Raw genomic sequence first — 1,813 nt, forward strand, 5'->3', positions numbered from 1 at the left:
AGTGGCCTGCAGATACTCATCGACGCTGCGCTTGCCGCGCTTGTAGATGAGTGGCCTGCAGATACTCATCGACGCTGCGCTTGCCGCGCTTGTAGATGCCTTCGAGTTCGATCTCCACCTGGGTGCCGTGGTCGAGGTCGAACTCGACCTCTTCGTCACGTAGAATCTCGGGCTCGTTGCTGCGCGTGTTGATGCGGATGTCGAAGGCGTGGGCAGGTTTCCCCTTGGCCGTGCGGGAGATCGCCGTGATCGGCTTGCCCGTGGTCAGGTGGCCGTACATGCCCGCGGCCGAGATGCCGATGCCCTGCTGCCCGCGCGACTGCTTGAGGCGGTGGAACTTCGATCCATAGAGCAGCTTGCCGAAGATCTTCGGGATCTGGGCCTTCACGATGCCCGGGCCGTTGTCGCGCACTTTCACGCGGTAGCGGTTCTCGCCGGTGGAGCGGATCTCGACGTGCAGGTCGGGCAGAATGCCCGCTTCCTCGCAGGCGTCGAGCGAGTTGTCGACCGCTTCCTTGATGGTGGTCAGCAGCGCCTTGGTCGGGTTGTCGAATCCCAGCAGGTGGCGGTTCTTGGTAAAGAACTCGCTGACGGAGATCTCGCGCTGCTTGCCGGCCATGGTCTCGGCCGTGCTGCGGCGCTCACCCTTGGCGGGCTTTGCAGCTTTCGATTTTTTCGGAGCCTTTGCAGGCTTCTCTTCCTTCGGGGCAGGTGCGGGCTTTGCGGCCGCTTTCTTCGCCTTCGCGGGCGCAGCCTTCTTCGGCGCACTCCTGGGGGTGCCGCCGCCGAGCAGGTCGAGCTGGTCATCCGCCTTTTTGGCGGTCTTCGAGGATGTCTTTTTCTTGGGAGCCGATTTCGCTTTGGCCATGTTCTCTTGCATCAATCACCGGGCGGCGCCCCAAAAAAGAGCCACGCTCCGGATACCCAGCCTCACCCAGGTGGAGAATGGCCCCATCCTTGCCGGGAAACGGGCCGGAAGGCAAACGGCCCGGGATCAACCGCCAAGGCGCCAAGAACGCCAAGGGGGTATCAGGTACTCAAAATGACGCGCTTGACCCCGTCTCGCATGCGGGGGGCATTGAAGTTCAGGAGGAGGCCAAGAGGTTGACCAAGGGCTTTCAGATACGACATGACTTGCGCAGAGTGAACCGGTAGCAGGACACTCACTGTTTTCAGCTCTACAACAAGCTGGCCCGCGATCAACAGGTCGATTCGACCCGCTCCGATTTTCTCACCCTTGTAGTGGAGCGGAACGGCAATTTGTGTGGAAAATGGGATTTGCGCCCGAGTTAATTCAACCGCCAACGCCTGTTCATAAACGCTTTCCAGAAACCCCGCTCCCAATTCGCGATGCACTTCGATGGCCGCGCCGATTGTACGATTGGCCAGTTCATCGAGTTCCTTACTTGGTTCTTTCACGGACATGCCTCGTGGTTGATCGACGCCACAACTCCCTTGGCGTCCTTGGCGCCTTGGCGGTTCAACCTCTCCCCCCTACACCGGATAAACCCCGTGCTTGCGCCAGGGGCGCTCCACCGTTTTGTGGGCGCTTTGCTTGAGGGCCTTGCAGACGATCTCCCGGGTCTCGCGCGGGTCGATGACGTCGTCGATGAGGCCGAACTCGGCGGGGATGAAGGGGTCGATCTGCTCGCGAATTTTTCCGGCGAGCTGTTCCTTCATGGCGGCGGGATCGGGCGCGGTCTCGAGCATTTTGCGGGCGAAGATGCTCACCATGCCTTCGGGGCCCATCACCGCGCACTCGGCCGTGGGCCAGGCGACGATGTAGTCGGGCTCGTAGGCCTTGCCGCACATG

At 61.4% G+C, this 1,813-nt stretch carries 3 protein-coding genes; all 3 read right to left on the minus strand.

Annotated elements, in window-relative coordinates; translation table 11 throughout:
• Nucleotides 1–16 precede the first annotated feature (16 nt).
• On the minus strand, nucleotides 17–868 hold the full coding sequence (locus KDH09_09050; GenBank protein MCB0219827.1) for a DNA topoisomerase VI subunit B: 852 nt from the start codon (nucleotides 866–868) through the stop codon (nucleotides 17–19).
• Nucleotides 869–1,029: 161 nt separating this feature from the next.
• Nucleotides 1,030–1,425 carry a GxxExxY protein gene (locus tag KDH09_09055; protein MCB0219828.1) on the minus strand — a complete coding sequence of 132 codons (396 nt, stop codon included), beginning with the start codon at nucleotides 1,423–1,425 and terminating at the stop codon, nucleotides 1,030–1,032.
• A 69-nt stretch (nucleotides 1,426–1,494) separates the two neighbouring features.
• The coding region (locus tag KDH09_09060; protein MCB0219829.1) for an acyl-CoA carboxylase subunit beta at nucleotides 1,495–1,813 on the minus strand (319 nt) is incomplete at its 5' end.

It is taken from the genome of Chrysiogenia bacterium (assembly GCA_020434085.1).
GTDB lineage: Bacteria > JAGRBM01 > JAGRBM01 > JAGRBM01 > JAGRBM01 > JAGRBM01.